Origin of the sequence: Nocardia sp. NPDC049190 (assembly GCF_040648115.1) — a bacterium.
Classification (GTDB): Bacteria; Actinomycetota; Actinomycetes; order Mycobacteriales; family Mycobacteriaceae; genus Nocardia.
In genome coordinates, this window is sequence record NZ_JBEZDE010000019.1 from 84,734 (window position 1) to 111,081 (window position 26,348).

Annotated in this window: 20 protein-coding genes; 14 read left to right on the forward strand and 6 right to left on the reverse strand. The window is 67.5% G+C overall.

Going from position 1 to position 26,348, the window contains the following annotated elements; genetic code table 11:
* Positions 1-56: 56 nt before the first annotated feature.
* On the reverse strand, positions 57-1,403 hold the full coding sequence (locus AB0B25_RS18210) for a lipase family protein (RefSeq protein ID WP_357180492.1): 1,347 nt from the start codon (positions 1,401-1,403) through the stop codon (positions 57-59).
* Positions 1,404-1,573: 170 nt separating this feature from the next.
* Between AB0B25_RS18210 and AB0B25_RS18215 the strand changes: the two genes are divergently transcribed.
* The 4 genes from AB0B25_RS18215 (at position 1,574) to AB0B25_RS18230 (ending at position 7,222) form a co-directional block, all read left to right on the forward strand.
* Entirely contained in the window at positions 1,574-2,356 is a 783-nt protein-coding gene (locus tag AB0B25_RS18215; protein ID WP_357180494.1) for an SDR family oxidoreductase, read from the forward strand.
* A gap of 64 nt (positions 2,357-2,420) precedes the next feature.
* The gene (locus AB0B25_RS18220) at positions 2,421-3,554 is read left to right on the forward strand and encodes a hypothetical protein (protein ID WP_357180497.1); all 1,134 of its coding nucleotides are present in this window, start codon (positions 2,421-2,423) and stop codon (positions 3,552-3,554) included.
* Positions 3,541-5,169, forward strand: coding sequence for a hypothetical protein (locus AB0B25_RS18225; RefSeq protein ID WP_357180500.1), 1,629 nt, complete (start codon positions 3,541-3,543; stop codon positions 5,167-5,169). Before AB0B25_RS18220 ends, AB0B25_RS18225 begins: the two co-directional genes overlap by 14 nt.
* A gap of 220 nt (positions 5,170-5,389) precedes the next feature.
* Positions 5,390-7,222: a phosphoenolpyruvate carboxykinase (GTP) gene (locus AB0B25_RS18230; protein WP_357180503.1), complete on the forward strand. Its 1,833-nt coding sequence runs from the start codon at positions 5,390-5,392 to the stop codon at positions 7,220-7,222.
* A gap of 91 nt (positions 7,223-7,313) precedes the next feature.
* On the opposite strand, the gene AB0B25_RS18235 is transcribed toward AB0B25_RS18230, so the two are convergent.
* Positions 7,314-8,066: a phosphohydrolase gene (locus tag AB0B25_RS18235; protein ID WP_357180506.1), complete on the reverse strand. Its 753-nt coding sequence runs from the start codon at positions 8,064-8,066 to the stop codon at positions 7,314-7,316.
* An 810-nt stretch (positions 8,067-8,876) separates the two neighbouring features.
* Here AB0B25_RS18235 and AB0B25_RS18240 point away from each other — a divergent pair.
* A complete protein-coding gene (locus AB0B25_RS18240) occupies positions 8,877-9,080 on the forward strand; it encodes a hypothetical protein (RefSeq protein WP_357180508.1) in 204 nt (67 codons plus the stop codon).
* Here the strand turns inward: AB0B25_RS18240 and AB0B25_RS18245 are convergent, their stop codons facing one another.
* Positions 9,081-10,526, reverse strand: a complete 1,446-nt coding sequence (locus tag AB0B25_RS18245; protein ID WP_357180511.1) for an aldehyde dehydrogenase — start codon at positions 10,524-10,526, stop codon at positions 9,081-9,083.
* 210 nt (positions 10,527-10,736) lie between these two features.
* Between AB0B25_RS18245 and AB0B25_RS18250 the strand changes: the two genes are divergently transcribed.
* Positions 10,737-11,039: a hypothetical protein gene (locus AB0B25_RS18250; protein ID WP_357069365.1), complete on the forward strand. Its 303-nt coding sequence runs from the start codon at positions 10,737-10,739 to the stop codon at positions 11,037-11,039.
* A 5-nt stretch (positions 11,040-11,044) separates the two neighbouring features.
* Here the strand turns inward: AB0B25_RS18250 and AB0B25_RS18255 are convergent, their stop codons facing one another.
* Positions 11,045-11,830, reverse strand: coding sequence for a methyltransferase domain-containing protein (locus tag AB0B25_RS18255; RefSeq protein WP_357180514.1), 786 nt, complete (start codon positions 11,828-11,830; stop codon positions 11,045-11,047).
* A gap of 115 nt (positions 11,831-11,945) precedes the next feature.
* Between AB0B25_RS18255 and AB0B25_RS18260 the strand changes: the two genes are divergently transcribed.
* Complete coding sequence (locus AB0B25_RS18260; protein ID WP_357180517.1) at positions 11,946-13,118, forward strand: glycosyltransferase family 4 protein; 1,173 nt, start codon at positions 11,946-11,948, stop codon at positions 13,116-13,118.
* A 210-nt stretch (positions 13,119-13,328) separates the two neighbouring features.
* Here AB0B25_RS18260 and AB0B25_RS18265 read toward each other — a convergent pair whose 3' ends face one another.
* A complete protein-coding gene (locus AB0B25_RS18265) occupies positions 13,329-15,065 on the reverse strand; it encodes a hypothetical protein (RefSeq protein WP_357180520.1) in 1,737 nt (578 codons plus the stop codon).
* 524 nt (positions 15,066-15,589) lie between these two features.
* Here AB0B25_RS18265 and AB0B25_RS18270 point away from each other — a divergent pair.
* Positions 15,590-16,765 (forward strand): polysaccharide biosynthesis protein, encoded by a 1,176-nt coding sequence (locus AB0B25_RS18270; RefSeq protein ID WP_357180523.1) that lies wholly within the window; start codon positions 15,590-15,592, stop codon positions 16,763-16,765.
* A gap of 24 nt (positions 16,766-16,789) precedes the next feature.
* The gene (locus tag AB0B25_RS18275) at positions 16,790-16,912 is read left to right on the forward strand and encodes a hypothetical protein (protein WP_357180526.1); all 123 of its coding nucleotides are present in this window, start codon (positions 16,790-16,792) and stop codon (positions 16,910-16,912) included.
* A 67-nt stretch (positions 16,913-16,979) separates the two neighbouring features.
* Here the strand turns inward: AB0B25_RS18275 and AB0B25_RS18280 are convergent, their stop codons facing one another.
* On the reverse strand, positions 16,980-18,158 hold the full coding sequence (locus tag AB0B25_RS18280; protein ID WP_357180529.1) for a DUF3068 domain-containing protein: 1,179 nt from the start codon (positions 18,156-18,158) through the stop codon (positions 16,980-16,982).
* Between the two features lie 203 nt (positions 18,159-18,361).
* Between AB0B25_RS18280 and AB0B25_RS18285 the strand changes: the two genes are divergently transcribed.
* The 5 genes from AB0B25_RS18285 (at position 18,362) to AB0B25_RS18305 (ending at position 26,282) form a co-directional block, all read left to right on the forward strand.
* Positions 18,362-19,594, forward strand: a complete 1,233-nt coding sequence (locus tag AB0B25_RS18285) for an acyltransferase (protein ID WP_357180532.1) — start codon at positions 18,362-18,364, stop codon at positions 19,592-19,594.
* A 1,050-nt stretch (positions 19,595-20,644) separates the two neighbouring features.
* Positions 20,645-23,842, forward strand: coding sequence for an amino acid adenylation domain-containing protein (locus AB0B25_RS18290; RefSeq protein ID WP_357180535.1), 3,198 nt, complete (start codon positions 20,645-20,647; stop codon positions 23,840-23,842).
* On the forward strand, positions 23,839-24,642 hold the full coding sequence (locus AB0B25_RS18295; RefSeq protein ID WP_357180538.1) for an alpha/beta hydrolase: 804 nt from the start codon (positions 23,839-23,841) through the stop codon (positions 24,640-24,642). Before AB0B25_RS18290 ends, AB0B25_RS18295 begins: the two co-directional genes overlap by 4 nt.
* Positions 24,632-26,059, forward strand: coding sequence for a pyridoxal-dependent decarboxylase (locus tag AB0B25_RS18300; RefSeq protein ID WP_357180541.1), 1,428 nt, complete (start codon positions 24,632-24,634; stop codon positions 26,057-26,059). Before AB0B25_RS18295 ends, AB0B25_RS18300 begins: the two co-directional genes overlap by 11 nt.
* Complete coding sequence (locus AB0B25_RS18305; RefSeq protein ID WP_357180544.1) at positions 25,944-26,282, forward strand: lipase family protein; 339 nt, start codon at positions 25,944-25,946, stop codon at positions 26,280-26,282. The genes AB0B25_RS18300 and AB0B25_RS18305 overlap by 116 nt, the downstream gene beginning before the upstream one ends.
* The last annotated feature ends 66 nt before the right edge of the window (positions 26,283-26,348 follow it).

Consider the following 26,348-nt stretch of genomic DNA (forward strand, 5'->3'; position numbering starts at 1 on the left):
CCAGTATCCGGCGACCGGTGCGGCAATCGGTCGCGCGCGGATCGCTGAGCAGGAGGTCAGGCGGCCCGCGCGGGGGCGATCTTCGCCGCGGACGCGTGTTCCTGACGCAGCGGACGACCCAACGCGATCTTGCCGACGGTCACCGCCATATCCAGCAGGCCGCGCACGCCCGCGGGCGAGGCCGCGACCGACCAGACCGTCGAGTCCTTCTGGTCGCTCAGCGGCTGCCCGGCGATTCGCGCGGCCAGCCAGTCCAGGCTGATCGGGGTGGACAGCGGCAGCAGCGAGAAGTGCTCGCTGAGCCGGTCGCGCAGATAGGTCACCGTGGCGCCGCCGCGGCGGTAACGCTCCACCTGACCGTCGATGCCGTCCACGTGGATGACTTGGTCGTGCACCGGCTGTACCACGAGCAGTGGACAGGCCGGCGTCGTGTTGCCGAGCTGCAGATCGTCGAACATCGCCCGCAATTCCGGCGTGTCGAGCACCTCGGTGAGCGGGCGGCACAGGAAGTCGTCCACCTTCTTGTTGGCCAGCCCGAGGATCGCGCCGAGCGGTGTCGCGTTCTCGGCGCGCACGACGAAGCGGTGGCCGTCCGCCGTCAGTTCGTTGTCGATCACCGTGGCCAGGGCGGGGTACAGCCTGCGTAGCGCGGCCATGACGATGGCCGGTAGGCCCGCGTAGGCGGTGCCGTTCAAACGGTCGAACACCTGCCGTGGGTCGCCGACCGGCGCACCGAGCACCGCACCGACGATGTCGAGCTCAGGCGCGTAGGTCGGCGCCATCTCGACTGTCCACGAGCTGGCCATGCCGCCGCCGGAGTAGCCCCACACCCCTACGGGGGTGTCGGGGCCGAGTCCGAGCGGGGCGAACCGCAAGGCGGCGCGGATGCCGTCGAGTGTGCGATAACCGGGCTCGCGCGGGGCGCCGAAGTTTCCATGGGGGCCCTCATGGTCGGCGATGGTGACCGCCCAGCCCCGGCGCAGCGCGTTCGCGACGATCAGCCATTCGAACTGGGTGATCGAGCCGAGCGCGCAGGCGCCATGGCGCAAGGCATACGACGGTGAACATTTCTCGGTGACGGCGTCCATCGCGGTCTGGAATGCCAGCAGCGGACGGTCTTCGTCCGGCTCCGCGTCGAGCGGCAGCAGGACCGTGGTGATCGCCGCCTCCGGGGTGTCGTGCAGGTCGCAGCTGCGGTACAGCAGTTGCCAGGCCGAGACCTGTTGCGGGACGATGCCGAACAGTGCCAGCTCGATCTTCCTGCTGCGCAGGATCGTGCCCGGTGGTGTGGCCGCGAACCCCTTCGGGGGCCGGTGGAACGGATCCGCGCTCGGCAACAAGGGCCCGGGCCCCGCGGCCGCGGCAGGCTCGGAATCGACAACGCAGGTAATTTCCGCAGTCATTGCACCCTCCGCGTCGCCGTCATCCGTCGTGATCTTTGCTCGGCAATCGTTGCCCATTCGAGACCTATGATTGCGTTTTGGTAACGGTCCCGAACATCTAGGAGGGTAAACGACCGACCATAGGTCTGGGAACCCCCTGGTCCCAGGCACGTCGGTACTAAAATCCACCTATGAACAAACCGGCAGTGTTCATCACCGGGGCGGCGGCCGGTATCGGTCGGGCTACCGCGTCGTATTTCGCCGCGCGGGATTATCAGGTCGGGGCCTACGACATCGATGAGGTGGGCCTTACCAGGCTCGCCACCGAGGTCGGCGCCCGCGGCGGTAGCTTGCGCACCGGCGTGCTGGACGTGACCAGCGCCGAGCAGTGGGCGCAGCGCCTCACCGAGTTCCACGCGGAGGTCGGGCGGCTGGACATCCTGATCAACAACGCGGGCATCCTGCGCGCCGGCCCGTTCGAGTCCGTCGAGCTGTCGGCGCACCGGGCGATCGTCGAGGTCAATCTGGTCGGCGTGCTGACGGGAACCCATTGCGCCTTCCCGTACCTGCGCGACACTCCGGGATCCCAGGTGGTCAACCTCTGCTCGGCCTCGGCGATCTACGGCCAGGCCGAGCTGGCCAGCTACGGCGCGACCAAGGCGGCGGTCAAGAGTCTCACCGAAGCACTCGACCTCGAATGGGAGCGCCACGATATCCGGGTGATCGCGATCTGGCCGCTGTTCGTGGCCACCGCGATGGTGGCGGGTATGGAAACCGGGACGACGAAATCGCTGGGCGTACGGCTGACCGCCGACGATGTCGCCGCCGGGATCTGGGATGTCACGCGCAAGCGCTCGCGACTGCCGAGGGTGCACTATGAGATCGGCGCGCAGGCGAAAGTACTGGCGACCGCTGCCAAATATGCGCCGAACTGGGCAGTGCGTACCGCGAACAAGTATTTCAGCGGCAACTGAACGGTCCAGCCCGACCATCGCTTCGACCTCTGACAGAATTGCGCACCGTTAAGGGGGTGCGCCGATGCAGACAACCACCGAATCCGACGGGCCGGTGCGGGGACGTGGTGTACCCACGGGCGAACACGACCAGATCGACAAGATGCTCGCCGAACTGCGCTTCGGAACCGGTTCGGACGCACAGATCGGATACGCCGCCGCGGCTGTGGTGCGCGCTTGGCGTAAACCGCCGCGCATCCAGGTGACCGGTCGCGCGCACGCGGGACGGACCACAGTGCTGCACGCGCTGGCGCTGATGTCCGCCGTGGAGACCGGGCCGGTCGACGAGCCGGGGCTGCCCGATCCGGAGCTCGACGCCGACATCGTCGTCTATGTGCTGTCGGCTACGCCGACGCCCGCCGATCGCAGAGTCCTCGCCACGCTGCCACCGGAGCGCACGGTCGTCGTGCTGAACAAGGCCGATGCGATCGGTACCCGGTGGGGCGATGCGGTGGCGGCGGCCGAGCAGTTCGGCACGGAGTTCGCAATCCCGGTCTTTCCCGTGGTGGCATCGCTGGCAGTGCGCACAAGGACCGGCGTGCTGAGCGGCGCTGAACTCGCCCTGCTGCGCAATCTCGCGACCGACGCGGAGCCGTCACTGATGCTTTCCCCGGACCTGTTCGTCGCACCCGGTCCGGCGGCCGCCGAACGTGAGCAGCTGTTGCGACACTGGGAGTTGTACGGCGTGGTCTGTGCGTGTGCTGCCCTGCGCGCGGACCCGGATCTCTCGCCGCAGGCGCTGCTGCACATCCTGCACGCCGCGAGCGGAATCGAAGCACTGCACCAGAAGCTGCATCAGCGCTACGAACAGGTCTGTGCGCTGCGTGGCGGTGAACTTCTCGACGAACTGACCCGACTCGCCGCCCGCGCGGTGCCGGGCCAGGGCCATCGTGCCCGTGACGCGCTGGAGGCTTACCTATTCGGTGACGACGCCCTCTGGCTCGGGCTCTGTGCGGGGCTTGCCCGGCCCGAGGTTGCCCATCTCGCCGCGGGCTATCCGACTCCGGCGCCCTCCGATGCCGACGACGCGATGTCCCGTGCGGCGCGCTGGCGCGCGGTCGTCTCCAGCGACATGCCACCCGCGGCCCGTCGCGCCGCCCTTCGCGTGCACAACGGTTACGTCCGGCTATGGGAACGGATGAGCAGTGCCGGTCTCTGAACCGTCGGAACCGAGGGGGAGGTGCGCGGGCGAGGGCGGTCGTGATGCGGCCGAGGGCATCGAGCAGGCAGACAATCTGCCCTCAGGCTCCGATCCGGCCGAGCGGGCAACGTGCGCACTCTCGCCCGAGGTCGAGGCGGTGGTGGCTCGGTGGAATCCGCAGGGCATGGCGCTGCTGCGCGCGGCGCCCGGGTCCAGCGCCGCGAACGCTGTCACGTTGATCGGTCCCGACGATGTGAACACCACGCTGTTGCGGACCGAACTGGCACGCTTCGAACCGCTTGTCGAATTGTCCGAGCCATCGACCGATCCGACTGCGGCGGTGGAGCCAACCTCGCCATCGATCCAGGTGCCGTCGGTGGTCGCGCTGATCCTGTTGGACGCGGGCACCACCCTCGGCGGGGACACAGTGAGACTGATCGGCCGACTGCGCGCGGACGGATCGCGCATCCTGCTCGCGATGAACGGCATCCATGCGTATCGGGACTGGCGCGCGGTGCGTTCGCGCAATCTGGACTTGTTGGCCGCCCAGGGAGCGGCCGACCTGGACATCACGCCGGTCTCGGCGCGGCTCGCGGTGGCAGCCCGCACCGAGGGCGATGCGGGACTGCTCGATCGGTCCGGCCTCGGCGCGTTGCACACGAAACTGATCGCGGCGGCCTCGGGCGTCGACGCGGCCAGCGGCGACCGACTGGCGGCACTCACCTTTCGGGTTCTGGCCGAAACGCGCCAGCGCGTGGTCGAGCAGGTCTCCGCGTTGCGCTCCGGCGCCGAATCGACGCGGCTGCGGGAGCAGCGGGCGGTGCTACTCGCAGGCCGCGACAGCGGACGCGCCACCGCGATGTCGACTCTGCGTGGTCAGCAGCATTTGGCCAGGGTCGATCTGATGACCGAGATTGGCGCGCAGGTTCGCGCGTTGCACACCACCACGCGTGCCGAACTGGATCGGTTGCGCCGCGCCGAACTCGCCGGCTACCCCGACCGGCTTCAGCAGGCCGTCATCGAACTGACCGGCGCCGTCGACCGTGCCGTCGACCACCGTCTCGCCGAATTGTGCGGGCGAATGGACGGCGGCGGCGTACCGCCGCTACGGCGAGATCCGGCGCCGCGGGTCGGCCCGGATCTCGCGCCGAGACACCGAGGTGTCGAAGATCACCTCATGGTCGCACTCGGCGCGTCGGCGGGTGTCGGCCTGGGTCGCCTGCTGGTTGCTCCCCTGTCGTTGGTGCCCGCGCTCGATGTCGCGAGCGTTCCGGTCACCCTGCTGCTCGGTGGCGGCGCCGCGGCCTGGGTGGTTCGGGCACGCCGGCAGCTCTCCGATCGAGCACATATCTGGCAATGGGTATCCGACGCGTTGGTGAATGTAAAAGCGCAGCTCGAGCAGCGGGCGGCGACCGCGCTCGTGGAAACGGAGACCGCGTTGGCCGATCGCGTGGTTCAAGCAAGCACCGCGCGAATGATCGATACCGACCGCCGCGTCGCCGAACTCGAGGCCAGGCTACGGCGGATGGCGGCCGAACAGCCGGAGCAACTCGCCGCGTGCGAGCGCGATCTACGGGTCGTCGATCGCTGGATCTCGCTCGTTGAAGTGGGTTCCCGAATGGGTACACAGTGAGGAACCCGATTCCGTACTGGTCGTCACATCGCGTTAATCTCTAATCAGGAACTTGGGCGTCCGCTAAGTCCTGGTACGCCGCCCACCCCGGGGCGCGCTTTCGACTTGTCGGAGCGGGTGCCTTCCCGCCAACGGTGGCGCTCGGTGTGTTCGCGCTGGTCATGGGCCTAGGGCCAGGCGGCGAAGCATCGAATTGCCGCCCATCTCAGGAGAGTTTTTCATGACCTCAGCGACCATTCCTGGTCTTCGTGGATCCGACGGCAAAGCGCCGACCGAGCACAGCGAACTACTCGCCTGGGTACAAGAAGTCGCCGAACTCACCCAGCCGGACCAGGTGGTCTGGGCGGACGGTTCCGACGAGGAATGGGACCGGCTGACCGAACAACTCGTCGCGGCGGGGACGTTCCAACGGTTGGACGCGAAGAAGAAGCCGAACTCCTTCCTCGCTCTGTCCGATCCCTCCGACGTGGCCCGGGTGGAATCTCGTACGTTCATCTGTTCCAAGACCGAGGCCGACGCGGGCCCGACCAACAACTGGGTCGACCCGGCCGAGATGCGCGCCACGATGACCGAGTTGTACCGCGGCTCGATGAAGGGCCGCACCATGTTCGTGGTGCCGTTCTGTATGGGCCCGCTCGGCTCGGAGGACCCGAAGCTGGGCGTCGAGATCACCGACTCCGAGTACGTCGTCGTGTCGATGCGCGTGATGACCCGCATGGGCACCGCCGCCCTGGCGAAACTGGGTACCGACAAGCCGTTCGTGAAGGCGCTGCACTCGGTCGGCGCGCCGCTGGCCGACGGCCAGGCCGACGTGCCGTGGCCGTGCAACGACACCAAATACATCACCCACTTCCCCGAGGACCGGGAGATCTGGAGCTACGGCTCCGGCTACGGCGGCAACGCGCTGCTCGGAAAGAAGTGCTACTCGCTGCGCATCGCCTCGGCGATGGCCCACGACGAGGGCTGGCTGGCCGAGCACATGCTGATCCTCAAGCTGATCTCGCCGGAGAACAAGGCGTACTACATCGCGGCCGCGTTCCCGAGCGCCTGCGGCAAGACCAACCTCGCGATGATCCAGCCGACCGTGCCGGGCTGGCGCGCGGAGACCCTGGGTGACGACATCGCCTGGATGCGCTTCGGCAAGGACGGGCGCCTCTACGCGGTGAACCCGGAGTTCGGCTTCTTCGGCGTCGCACCGGGCACCAACCGCAGCTCCAACCCGAATGCCATGGCCACCATGGACGCGGGCAATACCGTCTACACCAACGTCGCGCTGACCGACCACAACGACGTCTGGTGGGAGGGTTTGGAGGGCGAGCCCGATCACCTGATCGACTGGAAGGGCAACGACTGGTACCTCCGGGAGACCGAAACGCTTGCCGCCCACCCGAACTCGCGTTACTGCACGCCGATGTCGCAGTGCCCGATCCTGGCCCCCGAGTGGGATGACCCGCAGGGTGTGCCGATCTCGGCGATCCTGTTCGGTGGCCGCCGCAAGACCACGGTGCCGCTGGTGACCGAGTCCTTCGACTGGCAGCACGGCGTGTTCATGGGCGCGACGTTGTCCTCCGAGCAGACCGCGGCCGCCGAGGGCAAGGTCGGCACCGTCCGGCGCGACCCGATGGCCATGCTGCCGTTCATGGGCTACCACGTCGGTGATTACCTGGGCCATTGGATCGACGTCGGCAAGAACGCGGACGCGGCGAAGCTGCCGAAGATCTTCTACGTCAACTGGTTCCGCCGCGGCGCCGACGGCCGGTTCCTGTGGCCCGGCTTCGGTGAGAACTCCCGCGTGCTGGAGTGGATCATCGGCCGGATCGACGGTTCCGCCGAGGCGGAGACGACCGCGATCGGAAACGTGCCGACCGCCGCGCAGCTCGACCTGGACGGCCTCGACGTCGACACCGCGGATGTCGACGAGGCTCTCGTGGTGCGCGCCGATGAGTGGCGTCGGGAGATCCCGCTGATCGAAGAGTGGTTCCAGTTCGTCGGTGACAAGCTGCCTTCCGGCGTGCGTGACGAGTTCGAGGCGCTCAAGCAGCGTCTGGGCTGACACTCCATCAAAACTAGCACCGTCCGCGCCATCTGGCAGATGGCGCGGGCGGTTTGTTTTGCGGGACAGGGGTTTCCCCGGTCGACGGCGGTCAGTCGGCGAATGGCGCCATCCGGACCATCTGAACGAAGCCCACCCGGTTGAGCCAGCGAATCCTGCCCTCGGGCACAGCTTTCGCCTCCGCTCTGAATGCTGCGATGACGCGTCGTTCGAAGTCTTGGCGCGGGTGGCGGCGGAGTAGTTCGACGACCCAATCCTGATCTATTTCGGCGAGTCGAGTGCCGAGGACATCCACGGACGCACCCGCCGAGACGAAGCCGCCGGGATCGCCGAGGTCGTCGGCCACGCCGGGGGTGATATGCGCGCCGATCGCCGCGCCGATCGCGTCGGCCCGTTCCGGCGGCGCCCCCGCGCCGAGCGCGAGCGCCGCAGCGCGCTCACCGCCGGACACCGCGAAACATCGTCCCGGCGTGGGATGCTCGAGTTGCAAGTCGTGCAGCAGGGAGCAGACGTAGGCGAGTTCGTCGTCGTAGGTGGCGCCGTCGAGATCGGCCAGCACCCGTCCGAAGTAGTAGGTCCGAATCGAATGCTCCAACACGGGTGCGGAAAGTGATTCGCGCGCTTCGGTTTCCGCCGCGACGGCCAGCTCGGAATCAGGCAGCCGCAGGCCGGCGAATTCCAGTGATCCGCGTCCGCGTCGGCCCAGCGCGAGTCGGACCCGGTTGGTCAGCATGGCGGGCAGCGTGCGTGCGGTGGCGACGGCCAAACTACGGCGTTGCTGCTTCGAGAGCGCGCCGCCGGTACGGGTGGCCCATTCCCAATCGATGCCGGTCGGTGCGGCCACTTCGGTCTCCTTCGTCGTCGCCGAACTCTGTTCTCGGTCGGGTCAAGCGTGCACCCTGGTTCGCGGGCAGTGGCGGAAGTGGCGTCGATGCGTAGTTTCGTGCCGCAGTTATCCCACGGGAAAAGTGCGGAGAAGCCGCGGGTAGTTTTCGGCGAGTTGCCGCGCGATCAGGCAGGCGCCAGTGTTCGGCCTGGACGGTGTGATCGTGTACTCGATGGGCTCGCCCGTAACCTCGACGATCTGTGGCGATTGATGCGCACCCTGACCGGCGAGGGCGTGCGGGTCGAGTTCGGGGTACTACCCCGTGCGGCAGGTAGCCCGACACGCCCGACGAGCAGCGCGTGCGCGGGAGTTGCTGGAGACCGCCCCAATGTCTGTCGACGTTGTTGTACTGCAGTCGGGATTCGGCGGTGGCACCGTGCAATGCGTGCCCTTGCGTGCCGAGTGGTACCAGCCCCGCGCGTCGTATCGGCGGGCGCCGCGCCGTTGGCCGCCGGATCCGGGCGCGAACGTTGTCGCCCAGCCGCTCACCGGGTCCTGGAGCCCGGGGGCAGGCCTGTCGGATGATCGCGATCCCGTGCCCCGTCGAGGCGATTGCCGAGCCGCGTTCGGGGGGCATTCTCAGGGGAAATGTACGTTGTACAAGGGTCGGGTCGGGCCGTGACCTATGCTTGGTATGTTCTTGACTCCACGAGCACCCAATCAAATCGCTGACAGTTCACTGATCAACTGACCTACTTCCCTTGTGACATCGGACCCCGCGATGTCGGCGGAGAACGTCGAGATCATCGCGCGAGAGGCGGTTGGAGCATGGCCGACCTGGAGACGGCGGCAGCCTTTGCCCCGTTGGTTACCGACTTCGAACTGGCGACCGCGAGTACGCCGCTACGCCGGGCCGCGGGGCGGCTGCGGGCAGTATTGCCCCCCGGTTGGCGCGTCGAGATCGTCGACACACCGAACCGCTCGGGCGGCGATGGTGCGCCCATGCTGCGTGTGGTCATGCCGCAGGGTTGATCACTCGGCCCAGCCGAGTGGCATGAGCAGCGACTTCTGCTCACAGAACGAGTCGAGACCTTCCGGGCCGTTCTCCCGTCCGAGTCCGGAGTTCTTGTAGCCGCCGAACGGCGAACTCGGGTCGAAGGCGTACCAATTGATCGCGTAGGTACCGGTGCGCACGCGCGCGGCTATCTCGGCGCCGTGCTCGATATCGGTGGTCCACACCGAACCGGCCAGGCCGTAGACCGAGTCGTTGGCGATAGCGACCGCTTCCTGCTCGGTCTCGTACGGGATAACCGACAAGACCGGGCCGAAGATCTCTTCCTGCGCGATGGTGGACTTGTTGTCCACGTCGGCGAAGATCGTCGGCTCCACGAACCACCCGCGGTCCAGACCTGCCGGGCGACCGCCGCCGAGTACCAGCCGCGCACCGTCGGACTTGCCCTTGGCGATGTAGCTTTCGACCCGGTCGCGCTGTCGTTCGGAAATCAGCGGTCCCAGTTGCACGCTGGGGTCGGTCGGATCGCCGACCTTCATCGTCTTCACCTGTTCGATCAGTGCGTCGAGAATTTCGTCGTATCGACCGCGCGGCGCGAGGATGCGGGTCTGCGCGACGCAGCCCTGCCCGCTGTTCATCAGACCGGAGAAGGCGAGCACCGGGATGCTCGCCGCCAAGTCCACATCCGGCAACACGATCGCCGCCGATTTACCGCCGAGTTCGAGCGAGACACTTTTGAGCTGGCCGGTCGCGATCGCGCCGATCTTCTTGCCGACCGCGGTACTGCCCGTGAACGTCACCTTGTCGACGCCGGGATGCGAGACGAGGTACTCGGCCGCATCCGGTTCGGCGGGGAGTACCGAGAGCACGCCCTCGGGTAGGCCGGCCTCGGCGCAGATGTCCGCGAGCATGTTCGCGGTGATCGGTGTCAGCGGAGCGGGCTTCAGCACCACGGTGCAGCCGGCGAGCAGCGCGGGTGCGAGCTTGTTGGCCGCGAGGAACAGCGGGACGTTCCATGCGGTGACCGCCGCGACGACCCCGCGTGGCTCCCGGGTGACCCGGGTGGTGCCGAATCCGCCGACCCGGGTCTCGCGCCAGGGGAAAGACTTGGCCAGCGCCGCGTAGGAGTCCAGCACGGCGATCGACGGGAGTTGGTTCAGCGTCATGGCCATCAGCTGTGGGGTGCCTACCTCCGCGATCAGCGCGGCGATCAGGTCGGCGGAGCGCTGCTCGATCAGGCGGGCCGCGCGGGTGAGCACCTCGGCACGCTCCTCCGGCGGCGTGGACGGCCACGGGCCCTGGTCGAAGGCATGTCGTGCCGCGGCGACCGCGGCGTCGACATCGGCCCGCGTCACCGCGGGGACGCTGCCCACCGGCTCGACCGTCGCCGGCGAGAGGACCTGGACGCGCTCGGCGGTGGCTGGTGCGGTCCAGTGGCCGCCGATGAACAAGCTGTCGTAGTGCATGAGAACACGTTACATTTTGGCGTCCAGATTGTCTGTAACCTGTTCCAGTTTTATGGTTCGGCGCCACCGCGGTCGGTGTGAATTCCGACTTCTCGGTTCGCTTTTCGCAGAACGCACTATTGCGTTCTGTTGCTGGAAGGTGGGATGCTGTAGCGACTGATCAGCTCGCTCGATTCATGAACCGATACCGCAAACTGGGGAGTCCGAGTCATGGCGGTGCAAGTGATCGGTCGGTCGTTGATGACCAGCGACCAGACCGAGCATCAAGCGAAGTGTGTCGGCAGTGGCGGATGGGTGGTCTCCTTCCTGCCCGGACGCACGCTGACGATCGAACAAGCCACTGCGGCCATGCAGGCAGCCGAGGCGGTCGCGGCCGTGCGAACGCTAGCCGACCTGGTCGGGCTGACCACGCTGGAGACCGTAGGCCTCGCCATCAGGGAGGCGCCGTGGAGTAAGCCGCTACGTCAGCAGTCCAGTAAGCGGCACTGGCGAAGCGGATGGCTCGAGCATTAGCTCGGCTAACTTTTGGTCGCCACGACGACCAGATTGCTGACCAGTAGCTCACGCACTCCGGGGATGCGAACAAGCCACCAGGCCCACCGCGGGTGATAGCGCGGGAATACCGTGCGCACCTCCGCGGAAGTGTTCGCCGCCCACCGCAGTCCCTCCGCGGCACGGACGGCGAACAGCGAGGTGCCGAAGCGGTTCTTCGGTTCCCGCCCGTGCTTGCGCCGGTACCGGCGCGCGGCGTACTCGCCGCCGAGGAAGTGCCATGGCCCGGTCTCGTGCCCGCCGAACGGTCCGTGCCACACGGTGTACGACAGCACGATCAGCCCACCGGGCTTGGTCACGCGGACCATCTCGTCAGCCATCACCCAGGGCTTCGAGACATGCTCGGCGACGTTCGACGAGAAACAGATGTCCACCGCGTCATCCCGGAACGGCAGCGCCATCCCGGACCCGCGGACCGCACCCGCGATCGAGAGTCCCGCCGCGTGCATCTCCGAGGGGTCCGGCTCCACCGGTATGTAGCGGGCGCCGGTTCGGACGAACTCGTCCGCGAAGTAGCCGGGCCCACCGCCGACGTCGAGGATTGTGGCGTCTGCCAGTGACCGGCCGGTGAGGTCGGCGTAGAAGTCGGCGATCATCGCCGCGCTGTCCTCGGCGAGTCCCCCGTAGAACAGCGCGGGATCAGTCTGCTCGAACCGGAAACTGCCGAGCAATCGCAGCGACCGGTGCAGGGTCGCCCGACGGGCGAATCGGGGCGGGCCGCTCCGGGTGGGCTTCGTTTCGGCTTTGAGCACGGCGCAGAGTTTCGCACAACGTCGGCGGACGGCATGCGGGGGCGGGTACTCGGGTTAGGGTATACCGCGATACGCGATGTTCCGACCGGACCACCTGACCGAGAGAAGCTCCACCGTGCGCGAAGTCCTCCTGCTTTGCTGGCGTGACACCGGGCACCCGCAGGGTGGCGGCAGTGAGCGCTACCTCGAGCAGGTCGGCGCACAACTCGCGGCACGCGGGGTGACGGTAACCCTGCGCACAGCCCGCTATCCGGGTGCGCCGCGCCGGGAACGAATTCACGGCATCGACATCAGCAGGGGCGGCGGCCGCTACACCGTGTATCCGCGCGCTCTCGCCGCGCTCGCGCTAGGCAAGATCGGCCTCGGCCCGATGCGGGGCGTGCGCCCCGACGCGGTCATCGACACCCAGAACGGCATCCCGTTCTTCGCTGCCGCGGTCACCAAGGCGCCGTCCGTCGTGCTGGTGCACCACGGACACCGCGAGCAGTGGCCGGTGGCCGGTCGGCTGGTCGGTCGGATCGGGTGGTGGATCGAGTCGCGGTTGTCGCCGCGCGTGCATCGGGGGAACCAGTATCTGACTGTTTCGCTCCCCTCGGCTGAAGAGTTGGCCACCCTCGGTGTGGATCGTTCCCGCATCGCGGTGGTGCGCAATGGGGCGGAACCTGTTCCAGTCGAGGCGCCCACCGGCGCCGCGGAGACGCGTGCCGCCGCGCCTACCGTCGTGGTGCTCTCGCGGCTGGTGCCGCACAAGCAGATCGAGGACGCGCTCGCGGTCGTCGCCCGGTTGCGCGACCGAATACCCGGTCTGCACTTGGACGTGATCGGCGACGGCTGGTGGGCCGACAACCTGAAAGACCACGCCCGCGAACTCGAGATCGCCGACGCCGTCACGTTCCACGGGCACGTCGACGAGCGCCGCAAGCACGAACTACTCGCCCGCGCATGGGTGCATGTGCTGCCGTCGCGTAAGGAGGGCTGGGGACTGGCGGTCATCGAAGCCGCCCAGCACGGCGTGCCCACCATCGGCTACCAGAGTTCGCGCGGCCTGACCGATTCCATCGTCGACGGTGCGACCGGCATCCTGGTCGACGACGTCGCACAGTTGGCCGATGCCGTCGGTGAACTGCTCGACGATCGGACGGCACGTACGGTCATGGGGGAGAAAGCACGTGCCCGCGCACGCGAGTTCTCCTGGGAGCAGACCGGGAACGGGGTCTACGAGGTATTGGCGGCCGCGGCCCGCGGCGACCGCGTCGCCGGGTTGATCGCGCCGCGCCCGGCCGACTGACCGGCGCTGCCGCGCATCGTGTGGCGAGGGGTGACGGCACGTCCCGAGGCCGATCGGTCGACACGAGCGAAGACCATGGCAGCCCAGTTCCGCTGCGGTGCGTCCGCGAAGGCGCGCGTCGCCGTGACGGTCGGGCAGTCACTTCCGGCGAGTGCGTGTCTTCGCGCCGGCCGCCGCTGGCGCAGGTTCGCACCGACCTCGGCGGCCTGACTACCGCTGGGCTTTCGTCCGGGACCGTGCGCGCGCGCCGAGAGCGATCAGCGGACCGGCGACAAGCAGTGCGCCCCACAGCACATGGGCGGCGTTCGCGACGGAGCGCTGAGCGGTCGACGATCCACCCTGCTCGACTACGCCGGGCACGCGGTACAACGCGAAGTCGGCGTCCTGGTACCTCGGCTCGAGCTGGGTGAGCGTCGCCGCCGATGCGCCGAGCGGTCCGGGCGTGCCGCGTTCGACGAGTACCCAGCCGACCCCGAGGCGGGCCAACTCTGTGGGTGAATTACCGTGCAGCAGAAGGGTTTCCACCTGTGCTGCGCGGGCTCCCTCGCCGGAGACGATCCGGCCGCGTACCGGAAGCACGCCGGTCTGCATGACGTCGTTGGGCAGCATGCGCGGCGCGGGGTCCAGCACCGGCGCCGCGCCGCTGTAGTAAAACTTCCGGAAGATCCCGCCCGGCAGTACCGCGACGTCGCCAGGACCGACGACTCGTTCGGCGACCCGCTGCCACCCGCTCGGATAGTGCACCGCCCGAACCGCTCCGCCGACGCCCCAGGCGAGATCGGACAGTGGCAGTGTGAGCAGCGCGACGAAAACCGCTGCGACCGTGGCCGACATGGCCGGGTGCGTAGGCGTGGCCGAGAACCGACGGGAGAGCGCGACACATCCGGCAGCGGCGCACAGCGCGTAGGCGGGCATGGCCAATGCCACGTACTTCTGGGTGTCGCGCAGCAGTCCCGCGCCGGGCACCCCGGCGACCAGCCACTCCAGCGTGTGCATGCCCCACGTCGTCGCGCCGAGCGCCGGAAGCAGGATCGCGCATGCGGCGAGTACCAGCAGAGCGCGGCGGACATGCCGGGTGGCCGAGTCATCGGCCCCGCTGGCGACCGTTCGCAGGCCGAGCGCGACGATCGCCAGCAGCAGCACCGTCCCGAGCACCGCAAGCGACGTAGTGCGCGAAGTGGGGACGGCCTCCGAGTTCCAGATCCCTCCGAGTCCGGCCAGGCTGCCCAGCGTTGCGAGGCCGGGTTCGGCCCGCGCCGCGAAGGCCGCGATACCCGCTGGATCGGATGGCTCGGCGCCCGAGCCGGACAGCGCGGTCGCCACCAGCCACGGCGCCGACGCGGCCACCGACAGGGCGAGCGCCCCGGGCAGTTGCCGCCAGCGGACCAGGGCGAGTGCGGTGCAGCCCGCGAGCAGTGCGCCGGTCGGCGTGAGGCCGGCCGCGGCAAGCGAGCCGGCGAGCGCGGCCCACGGGGCGATGCCACCACGGCCCGCTCGAACGCGATAAGCCGCCAGGGCGGTCCACGGCAGTGCGGCATACCCGGTCAGCAGACTCCAGTGCCCCTGCAAAAGCCGCTCGGCCACATAGGGATTCCACAGCGCGACCGTCGCCGCGACCAGCTGCGCCCCGATCGGCGCTCGCAACAGTTCGCGCGCGAGTACCGCCGCCCCGTACGCCGCCGCCCACAGCGCCACGACCAGGATCGCTTTGACGATGAACCCACCATCTACGATCGGCGACAACGCGGCGAGCAACGCGTCCTGTGGCACCGCGCGTGGCGCGGCGTCGCCCAGCCCGAGCGCCGAATCGGTCAGATAACTGCGCGGCGTGCTCACCGCGTCCCGCAACAGCAGGTACCCCGGTCCCAGCAGCGGTCCGGCCACGAGCAGCGCCCCCACCCCGCTGTACCCCGCCGCCACCCATCGCCGTCGACCGCCCTCGTTCACGCCTCAGCAGCCTACGTCCTGAGAGGTGGTCCGGTGGCCGTGGTGTGCGGGCGCGAGCGGGTCCGCGCGCCCAGTTGTGTGGCTGCGAACGGAGCCGTCGGGACGACGGCAACCCGAGAGCGTGGACGATCGCACTGACACCGGTCACCGAGTCGTTCGGTGCCGAATTTCGGTGCGGGCGCCGCAGGATCTGCCGCGTCGGCCGGCCATGCTGTCGTCGTCGGCGATCGGCAGCGGTTGATGCGCGGCGCTGACCTGCGGGTGCCGTCTCGGCAACTGCGATAATCTCGTCGGTGCGGTGCCTCGACATGCGCCGAGCGATGTCACCGCTCGGGCGATCGGCGCGTGCTCTTCCGTGGGTCCGTGGCGTCCCGGCGACACGCCCGCGATCCGCTCGGACCTGGCGCTCGATCTCCGGCGGGGCGGGACCGGGGTGTCGGTATCGGGGTGGGACGATAGGCGGCGTGTCTGCTGTCCGTCGGGTTCCTGTGGTGGCGGATCTGACGTTGGTGACAGCAGGGGCGATGACCGCCAATGTAGCGGGATATCTGTTGCAACTGCTGGCCGGGCGGTGGCTGGGGGTGACCGGATACAGCGAGTTCGCCAGTCTGCTCGCCGCGCAGCTGTTGTGTGCGGTGCCCGCGCTCGCGTTGCAGAATGTAGTGGCCAGGGAGCTGGTTCGGGGGGCGAGTGTGCCGAAACTGCGCGGGTTGCAGTGGCGATGCGCGGTGATCGTGGCGGTGGTCGCGGCGGTGCTGGCGCCGTTGGTGACCGTCACGCTCAACGTCGATATGCTGGCGTCCGCTGCGGCACTGGGTGCCGTGCCCTTCCTGGTGCTGTTATCCGGCGAGCAGGGAATTCTGCAGGGTGGCAAACGTTTTCGGGCGTTGGCCGTGGTGCTCGGTGCGGCCGGGATCGCCCGGGTCACGCCCGCGCTGGTGGTTTTGGCGCTGGGCGGGGGCGCGGCGCTCGCGCTGTGGGCGGCGGCATTCGGGATCGCGGCAGCGGCCTTGTTCGCCCGGACCATCGCCAATTCGCCGCGAGCCCGGGCTCGCACTGTCACCGGGGCGGACGAGGTCGCTACGGCCGTCGGCGTGCTACCGGTGCTACGGGCCGCCCAGGTGCAGGCCGCGCTGATGGCACTGTCGTCGGCCGACCTGATCGTGGTCCGAATCGTGCTCGACGAGGTGGACGCCAGCCGGTACGCGCTCGGCACCATCGCCGCCAAGATCGCGTTCTGGCTGCCGCAGGCGGTCGGTGTCGTGCTGTATCCGCGGATGGCGCAGCCGACCCACTCGGCGCGCGCGATCCAGGCGGCGCTGGCGGTGCTCAGCGGTATCGGGATCGTCGCTGTGCTCGGCGCCGCGCTCGCCGCGCCGATCGCGCCACTGCTCGCGGGCGAAGACTACGCGCCGATCCAGGGATTGCTGTGGTTGTTCGCCCTGCACGGCGCCTTGCTTGCCGTGCTACAGGGCGCGATGCTCTCGGCCATCGCGGTGGATCGCACCGCGCTCGCCGTCGTCACGTGGGTGGGGCTGGCCGTCGAAGTCACGGTGATGGTGGCGTTCGCCCGCTCGGTCCCCGCCCTGATCGCGACGGCAGTCTCGGTCGCGGCCAGCACGACGCTCCTGGTCGCGGTTGTCGTCCTACGCGCTGCCGACGACACGACGCGTGCCGAGCCGTCGCGTCCAAACGGTTGACGCAGCCCTGCCTACGACTTCACCGTGATCACCGCAGTGCGCACCTTGGTCTACGCGGAAGGTCTCGAAGCCGCCCGCGCGTTCTTCCGCGACGTCGTGCAGTGGCCGAATATCGCCGCCTACGCACTGCCGCCTCGCGAAGCCTGACCAGCGGAACGAATTCGGCTCCCCAGCCCAGAGGGCGGGGAGCCGAATACAGTGCTGCTCAGCGGTATCAGGGCTGCTTGTCGATCCGGATCTGTTCGGTGGGGGCATCATCGGCTCCGCGGTTCGCCGGGGGGCGGTTCGAAGCCCCACGGGTCGGAGCCGAACCGCTGGGACGCTGGCTCGGGGCGCCACCGGCGCGCGCCCGCGTCGGGGCCGACCCGCCACGGACACCGAGCAACACACCGGCGATCAGCGCGACCACGCCGAGGACGCCGAACACGATCGGCATGATCCGGCCGTACAGCGACAGCTTGTCGATGTTCTCCTTGGCCACCGCGATCTGCGACTCGATGGTGTTCTCATCGAACACCAGGTGCGATTTGAGTGCGGTGACTTCGGGCTTGTCGCCGGTGCGCGCGTAGTAGAGGTGGATCTGTTCGCCGCCCTTGATCACGGTGCCGGTCTCGGGCTCGACCCACAGGTCGCGGGTGTTGGTGTAGAACCGGGTCAGCGTCACCGGGGCCTCATCGCCCTCGCCGCCCTCGACGCCCCACTTGGCGGCGGGCAGGCTCAGCCGGTTGGTCGGCGCCTGCGCCACCTCCCACAGGTTGGTGGCGGGCACCGACTGCTGGAAGTGGTAGACCTTCATGTTGTTGATCTCGGTCTCCTCGACGAAGTTGACGTCGAAGGTTTTGCGCGCGGTGATGTCGAAGTACGGGTAACTCTTCTGCTCGGTGCCGATCGGGAACCGGTACTGCAGGCCGGTGTGCTGGACCGGCTCGGCGATACTCTCGCCTTCTTTGGTCGTGGTGACGGCGATGGACCCGTTGGGATCCTTGTCCACCGGCATACCGGTCTTACGGTCGATGGTCACCCGGTCGATGGTCGCGGTCAGCAGGCCGGTGTCGCCCTGCTTGTCGATGCGACGCAGCGTTTGACCCGCCTGCACCGTCATCTCGGTGGCATCGGCCGGGTCCTCGACGGTGAGGAAGCGTTGCGAGACCAGAGGAACGTTGCTGTCGACCTTCGCCGCACCCTCCGGGGAGGTCAGCGACTTGGCGTCGAGCACGAGGCTGTCCTCACCCGGCTGGTTCGTCGCGATCGTGGTGATCTCGATGTCGAGGGGAGTTTTCGCCAGTTTGTCGACGGTGTACGTCGGGATCATCAGCGCGGCGACGATCAGCAACGCGCCGAGACCCACGAGCAGGCAGGCAACCGTCCTTCTGGTACCGGCACTCAGTGCCATGCAAACTCTCCTCGTCGTAGAACACAGGTCCGTCCGGCGAGTACAGCGGGCACGCCGCCGGCACTCGTGAGCCCCGACACTAACAGCCCTGTGACGTACTATGCGGCGTCGAGGCCGAAACGGCCGAGAAATCGCCCGAGTCTAGCGTGGAGTCTGAAATGCCGGGTTATCACCGGTGAATCGGCACGGCAGACTGGAGCCCGATGACCGCGACTGTGTCTTCCACCGCTCCCGGGACCGAACGGGCGCGCTCGCGCGTGTTCGTGCCCGCGCTGGAAGGCATGCGCGGCATGGCGGCACTCGGGGTGCTGCTCACGCACGTCGCGTTTCAAACCGGGGCCGCGGGCACGCCGGTCATCGGCCGGGTGTGGGGGCGGTTCGACATGGCGGTCGCGGTGTTCTTCGCGCTGTCCGGATTCCTGCTGTGGCGCCCGCACGCCGCGGCGGCGCGTGGGGTGGGCAGCGCGCCGTCGGTCGGCTACTACCTGCGGCATCGTGCCGCGCGCATCCTGCCCGCGTACTGGGTCGTGGTGTGCGCGGTGCTGATGCTGCTGCCGAGCGCGGCGGGGACGGCCGGACTGCGGGTGTGGGTGTCGAACCTGGCGCTGCTGCAGGTTTTCGTGCCGTTGACACTCACCGATGGGCTGACCCAGATGTGGAGCCTTTCGGTCGAAGTCGCCTTCTATCTCGTATTGCCTGTGCTGGCGTTCGCGCTGGTCCGGTTACGGGGGTCCGCGGCGGGCCTGCGGGTGCCGGTGATTGTCGCGCTCGGGGTGATCAGCCTCGGGTGGAACCTCCTTCCGGTGCCCACGCCCGACGCCATCCACGCGGACAATTGGCTGCCCGGGTATCTGCCCTGGTTCGCGGTAGGCATGCTGCTCGCGGAGTTGGCCCACCAGAGTGTCCGGCAATCGACCTGGTGGCGGGTCGCGGCGAATCAGCCGTTGATGTGGACGGTGGCGACCATCGCCTTCCTGATCGCGGCGACCGATCTCGCCGGACCGGCCGGGCTGACTCGTGCCGAGCCGTGGCAGTACGTGGTGAAGATGGGATCGGGCGCGATCATCGGGTTCGCCTTGCTCGCTCCGCTGGTGCTGCGGGACCCGGCGGCCCGACCACACCGTTGGCTGGAATCACCGGTGGCCGCGATGATCGGACGCTGGTCGTATGGCATCTTCATCTGGCATCTCGCGGTGCTGTCGATCGTGTTCCCGGTATTCGGAATCGTGCCGTTCCTCGGAAACTTCGGTTACGTCCTGATCCTCACGATCGCCATCACCCTCCCGGTCGCGGCGGCCAGCTACGCGCTGATCGAGGAGCCGGTGCGGCGGTGGGCCCGCCGCGTGGACCGGCCCATCAGTGGCGCGGGAGGGTTGTCCGTTCGACGGGCGGCCAGTACGCGCTCACGGTGTGCGAGCAGCACGTCCCGCACATGACAGGCGTACTGCAGGGGCGACCACACTTCGGGTTGCCTGCGCTGTCGTAACTTGACGGAATCGCCGCCGAGCAGGTCGGCGTATTCCACCGCGTGTTCCCGCGTTGGCGTCGGCACGTTTGCCGCTGTAGCCAAGTCGTAGACGAAACCACATTCGGCACGCGTGCTCGCGTTAGCGGGTCGCAGCCGGACGGCAGCATCATCGCGTAGAGGAGTTGTCGCGCGGTGGGCACCTCGCCGAGGACCAGGCCTGCGATACTTCCGTCGTACTTGGTCCGTAGGCGATGATTTCTTGCGCACGACGATGGTCCGGTCGAGGTCGCAGCCGTTGATCGCGACCACCGAAGAGTCGACGTTCCACAGTCACCCCCTGATGTCTGGGCGCATCCAATGCGGTATTGCGTAGGGATTTCCCCCATTACCGTCGGGCCGTAGAGGTATCAAAATACGACTTGCGGCCACCGAGACGTTACAGCCTTCGGTCACGGCGGCAAGTGCCGTGTGGGACTCGCCGGTATTTGGCACAGAGGGTTGCTGGGAAGTGTCGATGGTTATGTACAGGAAGTGGCGCGACGGAAATGGTTCGCATCTATCTAATTTACGGGCGATAACCTCCGGAGTTCTCGAAATAGGCGCCAAAGATATCGGTTCAGGTCGCCGTCGAGCGGACAGTTAATTGGGCTGAGGATAGTCGCGGGCCGGTAGAACTTTGTGATGCAGTCGAAAATGACTTCGGCAAACAAATCGCAAAACTACCTGTGGTCATCGGACCGAATGGATCGCAAGGGAACTATTACTGCACCCACGAAATGTGACCAGGATAATTTCTACCTATGGCTGGGCTAATTCCGACCCCAGGGTGTCGCTACGTATCGTCGAGGATTCTGCCGTGCGGTATCGGACGCGGGTGTGCGAGCCATCTCCATCACCTCCGACATCGCTATGTCGAGTATATCGGCCGTTCATTCCTGGCGTCGGCACCCATCCACATCATGACCGAACAATCCGGGACAGACTGATCCGGAAGTGAGTGACAAGCAGGCGTGGACAAATGACAACATTGCTCGGGCGCGGCGGATACCGGAGAGAACGTCACGGCGTGCATCGCCTTTCCGCTGCGGACGTTATTGCCGACCCATCTATTTATCGACAGGCCGTCCGGGAATTGGCCCCTGTTTTCTGGGATGAGATCGGGAAGGTGTGGGTCTGCGCCGGATACGCCGAGGCCGTCACTGTGCTGCGCGACCACAAGAACTTCCGGTCCGCGCGCCTGCCCGATCAGGATTCTTTGGCTGCCCGGGGAATGACCGATGCGAGCCGCGTCGTCTCCATGATTTCCCGGCAGATGCTGTTCCTCGATCCGCCGGACCACACCCTCATCCGAGCGGCGTTGCAACCGGCGTTCGCCCCGGCAGCGGTCGCGGCGCGCCGCGACCGAGTGCATCACATCATCGACACACTACTGACAACGCTCCCGGAAGAGGGCGTAGTCGACCTCGTCGAGAGTTTCGCAGGTCCTTTGCCTACCATGCTCGTCGCGTCGAGGCTCGGTCTCGACGACCGCACCGCGGACGTGCGGTCCTGGGCGGAGGCGTACGAAACCTTACTCGGCAGTTTGACAACCCTGCCCCACGTCCGCGACCGCGCCGTCATCCCGACGCTTCTCGAAGCCTGCGACGAGCTGCGCGAGTTGGCACGCGCGCGGCGCGGCGGCACCGGCCCCGATCTGATCACCGCACTGGCCAATGGGCTGGCGGGCCCCGACATCGTCGCGGACGACCTGGAGGCGGCGCTGGACGCGGTGGCCGCGAACTGCGTCGTGTTGGTCGGCGGCGGGTATCAGACCCTGACACATCTGGTCGCCAACGGAATCGCACTACTGTCGCGCCACAGCGATCAAGTCGACCTGCTCCGCGATGATCCCGCTCTGATCGACAAAGCGATCGACGAGATCATGCGTCTGGACGGATCGAGTCAGTACGTGGCGCGGCAGGCGACCTCTCCGATAAGTCTCGGCGCCACACGCATCGAGGCGGGCCAGTCGGTCGTGGTGCTACTCGGGGCAGCCAATGTGGACCCACGGCAGTTCCCCGATCCGGAGCGGTTCGACATCCGCCGAGCGGACGGCAGGCATCTCGGCTTCGCTGTCGGACGGCACCATTGCATCGGCAGCGTCGACGCCGAGCAAGCAGCCAGGACAGCGCTACTGGCGTTTCTGGGCCGCTACCCGTCGTTCCAACTCACCGAGGACCCGATCACCTGGGGCCCGCACGGCAACACACGCAGCCCGTCGCGGGTAACGATGCATGTGTCGAGGATCGGCGCGATGCCCTCGGTCGACGTGCGAGACACACCCGCGACCGTTGAGTGTGAACTGCGCCTGACCCCAGACGACATCGAACAACTGCGGGCGGTGAACAACCGCCCCGTTGCCCTCATCGGCGAGCGACTGTGGATGGACACTGTCGCGGAGTTCGCACGCCGAACCCCGCACGCGGTAGCGTTACAGCACGGCGTCGATGAGGTCAGCTACAGCCAGTTCGATCGAGCGGGTGATGTTCTCGCGGGCAGACTGCAAGACCTCGGAGTCGAGCCGACCCGGATCGTCGGCATCTTCGCCGACCGCAGCATCTCAGCTTTCGTGAGCGCGCTCGGGATCAGCCGGGCAGGCGGCGCATTCCTCGCCGCCGACAGCGCCTGCCCAAGGCTACGGCTTCAGGCAATGTTCGCCGAGGCATCCATATCCGTGCTCTGCACCGAACCACGACTGGCGCACGTCGCGCGGGCGATCGTGCCCGACACCGTTCCCGTTGTGGTGGTTGTTGCGGCGGAGTTGGCCGACGAGACCACGCCGCGTCGAATCATTTCCGGTGTGCGGCCCGGCGATACCGCCTATGTGGTGTTCACCAGTGGTTCGACCGGCCGGCCCAAGGCTGTCTCCATCGACCACGAGGCCTTGGTCAATCTTCAAGTGGCACAGCGACAGACGTTCCGAGTCCGACCCGAGGACCGCGTGCTGCAATGGTTTTCACCGAATTTCGACGGCTGGCCGTTCGACCTGGTCCTCGCCCTCACCGCGGGGGCCCGCCTCGTCCTCGCCCCGAACGCGGCCACCTGCGTCGGCCCCGTGTTGCATCGGACCATGTGCGAGGAGTCGATCACCGTGGCGGCCCTGACCCCGACGGCTTGGCAGACCCTGCCCGATCAGCCGCTGCCGGCCCTTCGGATCGCTGCTGCCGCAGGGGAGGTCGCTACCGCGACGATGGTGGCCCGACTGGCCGCGCCGGAGCGCCGCATCCTCAACCTGTACGGCCCGGCGGAAGCGGCGATCTGGAGCACCTGGCACGAATGCGGACACATCGAAGGCGACCCGCCTATCGGCGAGCCGGTCGTGAACAAGCGTGCCTACATCTTCGGCCCAGACGGCAAACCCTCGTCGGTCGGCAGGGTCGGGGAATTGTGGATCGGCGGCGTCGGTGTCGGCCGCTATGTCAATAGGCCCGAGTTGATGCGGCAACGCTTCCGACCCGACCCGCTGGCGACGCAGCCGGGCCAGTTGATGTATGCCACCGGTGACCTGTGCCGCCTGCGGTCGGACGGCCGAATCGAGTACGTCGGCCGAGTGGACCGGCAGGTGAAGATCCGCGGCCAACGCATCGAACTGGAGGAAATCGAACGAGTCCTAGCGGGGGCTCCCGGTGTCCGACACGCCGCGGTGACGCTGCGTGACGACCGCTTGGTGGCGACAGTTGTCAGCGACCAGCCGCGCTGGGACGAGACAGCGGTACGCGAGCACCTGCGCGGACGATTGCACAGCGGCATGATCCCGGCCGTGTTCCAGGTAGCCGACCAGCCAACCCGGTCAGTTACCGGAAAATTGCGATTCGATGCGGCCTCGACGGTTGTCGAGCCGACCATGGTTGCCCATACGCCCCCCGCACCAGCGCTCGCTGCCTCGCTCGCGCGTGCTCTCGCTCCACAGTCGACAGCGGCCCCTGCTCGCCAGGTGTGGGACATTGCCAAACTCTTCGCCTCGTGCCTGCGGTTGCCGCAGAATCGGATTCGCGCGTCGTCGGACTTCTTCACTCTCGGCGGCGACTCGCTGTCGTTGATGGAACTGCTCACCGCCGCGGAGGATCAACTGGGCATTGTCCTCGAAGTGGACGCCGTGGTGGCCGACCCGACACCGACCGGCATCGCCTCCCTCATCCAACCCGCCGAGCACGGAGAGAAGGGGGTCCGGGCATGACCACAGGCATCCGGCCACGCACCCGATCCGCCGGCGCCGGGGACCACCACCGCGGCCACGTGGTGCTGGTGCACGGCACTCTCGACGAAAGCGCGAGCTTCCGCCGAGTACTCGATTCCCTGCGAAATTGGGACACTACTACCTATGACCGACGCGGCTGGGGCAGCGCCGCCGCACTAGGGCCGGGAACCCTGCACCAGAATGTCGCAGATCTCATCGAAATCCTTCCAGCTACCGCGAGCATCGTAGTCGGGCACAGCTATGGCGCGACGGTAGCGCTCACCGCGAGTGAGCGCTGTCCGCAACGGATCCGCGCGGTCGTGGCGTACGAGCCACCACTGCCGTGGCTGCCGTGGTGGCCTACCCGCGCACCGTGGGAGCGGCTCGCCCTCGATGAGGGTCGAACCCCGGCGGACGCGGCGGAGGCGATCATGCGCGATGTGCTCGGCGACGAGGCATGGGAACGTCTGCCTCGGCGGCTGGCCGACAAACGTCGAGACGATGGTGAGACTATGGTGGCGGAAATGCGCGCGCTGTGTGACGACCCGCCTAGTTTCGAACCGCTGACGCTGACCTGCCCGGTGCTCACCGCCGCGGGCGCGGACAGCCTGCCGCACCACCGGCTGACCGCAGCCGAACTCGCTCAGCTCGTACCGACCGGCAGATACCAGGAAATCACCGGCGCGGGCCATCCGGGCCACGTCAGCCACCCAGCGGACTTCGCAGCCCTCGTCGAGGCCGCCGACCAGCTCGCCGACGAACCGGCAGAACGTGATCAGAGGCTCGTTCATGACTCCTGAGGAGTTTCGCCGCAACGGACACCGGGTAGTCGACTGGGTCGCCGACTACTTGGCCGATGTCGCCACCTTTCCGGTGAAGTCCCAAGTGGAACCAGGTTGGGTGCGATCCCGGCTGCAGGCCGCCGCCCCCGAGGACAGCCAGAACTTCGACGCGATCATCGCTGACCTCGACGATGTCATTGTGCCCGGGCTCATGCACTGGCAGTCACCGAACTTCTTCGGGTACTTTCCTGCCAATAACTCCGGGCCATCGATCCTCGCCGAACTGGTCTGCGCGGGCCTTGGGGTCCAAGGCATGTTGTGGCTGACCAGCCCCGCCTGCACCGAACTCGAGTCACACATGCTGGATTGGCTGGTCGATATGCTCGGGCTGCCCTCCGAGTTCCGCAGCGACAGTGTCGGCGGCGGCGTCATCCAGGACAGCGCGTCCAGCGCGGCGCTGTGCGCACTTCTGGCAGCGCGGGAACGCGCGACCGGTGGCGAGTTCAACCGGACCGGCCGTCATCGCGCAAGTTTGGTGTCCTATGCCACAGACCAGGCCCACAGTTCGATCGACAAAGCTGTGCGCATCGCCGGGCTCGGCTCGGACAACCTGCATCGGATCCCCACTCGTGCGGACCTGTCGATGTCGGCGGCCGCACTGGAGGCGGCGATCATCGCCGACCGCGCGGCCGGGAGAACACCGTGTTTCGTCGCCGCGACGGTGGGGACGACCGCTACCAACGCGATTGATCCGATCGCCGACATCGCCGAAGTCTGCGCACGCCACGGCGTATGGCTGCATGTTGATGCCGCCATGGCGGGCAGCGCGGCGATCTGCCCTGAGTATCGGCACCTGCAAAACGGGCTGAGCGGAGCAGATAGCTACTGCTTCAATCCGCACAAATGGCTACTGACCAACTTCGACTGCAGTTGTTTCTTCGTCAAGAACCGCGACAGTCTGATCGGAGCGCTCAGCATCCTGCCGGAGTATCTGCGCAACACGGCCAGCGAATCCGGAACAGTTATCGACTACCGGGATTGGCAGGTGCCGCTGGGCCGACGGTTTCGCGCGCTGAAATTGTGGTTCGTCCTGCGCAGCTACGGAGCGCGGGAATTGCGGGAGATGGTACGACGCCATATCGACGCCGCGCAGTGGTTCGCGCGGATGGTCACGAATTCCACCGAATTCGAGCTTGTGACTTCGCCCCCGCTCAACCTCGTGTGTTTTCGGCACATGGAAGGAAACATGGCGACCGAATGCGTGATGAACCTGGTGAATGATTCAGGGAAAGCCTTCTTGACCCACACCAAGATCAACGATGTTGTGGTCCTGCGATTATCGGTCGGCCAGGAACACACCGAACGCAGCCACGTCGAAGCTGTATGGCGACTGCTGTGCGAAGCTGCCGCCGCCGCCACCGGTTCCGCACTGTGATTTTCGCGACTCCCGCGGGTGGATCGTCGTGGTCAGCGATTACGAAGGGCCGCAGTCCCGACTCTTCGACGGCGTGACATCCGGGCGTGGAGTCCTGGACGGAATCCGGGCTACACCGCGCTCGTCGATACCTACTGCGCTCAGGGCGCCACCCTCGCCGCGACCGACTCGCTGTTCGCGACGAACATCAGAGCCGCCGCGGGCGGAGCCTACGGCGGCATGAACTTCCTCGCCGACCGCTTCGCGGGCGTCCGGCACGCCCCGGGGTGTGCGGGACAATAGGCGCCCG